Source organism: Winogradskyella sp. UBA3174 (assembly GCF_002364335.1).
GTDB lineage: Bacteria > Bacteroidota > Bacteroidia > Flavobacteriales > Flavobacteriaceae > Winogradskyella.
In genome coordinates this window covers 2069-2797 of the sequence record NZ_DEXW01000001.1, presented here as the reverse complement: position 1 = coordinate 2797, position 729 = coordinate 2069, and the positions used below count along the sequence as shown (strand labels likewise).

Annotated in this window: 1 protein-coding gene; it reads right to left on the bottom strand. The window is 28.9% G+C overall.

Annotated features, from left to right (window positions below; translation table 11 throughout):
- Positions 1-106: 106 nt before the first annotated feature.
- Complete coding sequence (locus tag B2U95_RS00015; protein ID WP_296310986.1) at positions 107-472, bottom strand: hypothetical protein; 366 nt, start codon at positions 470-472, stop codon at positions 107-109.
- Positions 473-729: the final 257 nt, after the last annotated feature.

The following is a 729-nucleotide window of genomic DNA, read 5'->3' as shown; positions in this document are numbered from 1 at the left end:
ACTAAATTAGTAAACAAATACGAGCCAGAGAATATTCCGAAGGAATATTCCAGATAAGCACTTGCCAAAGCAATTAATTATACACGGTGTTGTAGCCAGTTTTCTATTATTTTTTCAATTCATTAAAGAATACTTGTCCACTTGATTCAACCTTAGAAATATGCTTAATTTTATCATTCCAATCAAGAGGTGTCCAGTGTTTAGGATATTTTAAGATTACTTCTTTTCCAACTAAGTTTTGTTTTAAATCACCAATTTCAAGTCCTCTTTCTAAACCTCTATTAATATAATAAATACGATTATCATATTTCAATTTGAAGGCAATATCTTTGGCGCCACCTTCATAAATGTCGGATACAATTCCGTTAACAACAAGTGCTTTGCTTTCAGTAACAATGGGAACAGGCCTTAAAATTAAAGCTGCTAATACTAAAGACAAAATAGCGAATATTATAATGATCTTTTTCTTCATAATTATATCTTTTAGTTTACAACTTGATTATCTATCTTTTGGTATATAAGAATCATGATCTAATTCTGAGTAATGTTTTTTCAATGTTCTGAAAATTAATTACTTATATTTATTATTTTCAGATGTATTTTTCTTCTTTTCGGGATCTAAAACGTTACCTTAAAGTAATTATTTTCCTTCCCGAAAAAAGAGGAATTGGCTACAACGTGATGTGTATGGTTAGTTGCGTGATTTAGCAACTAAATTAGTAAACAAAT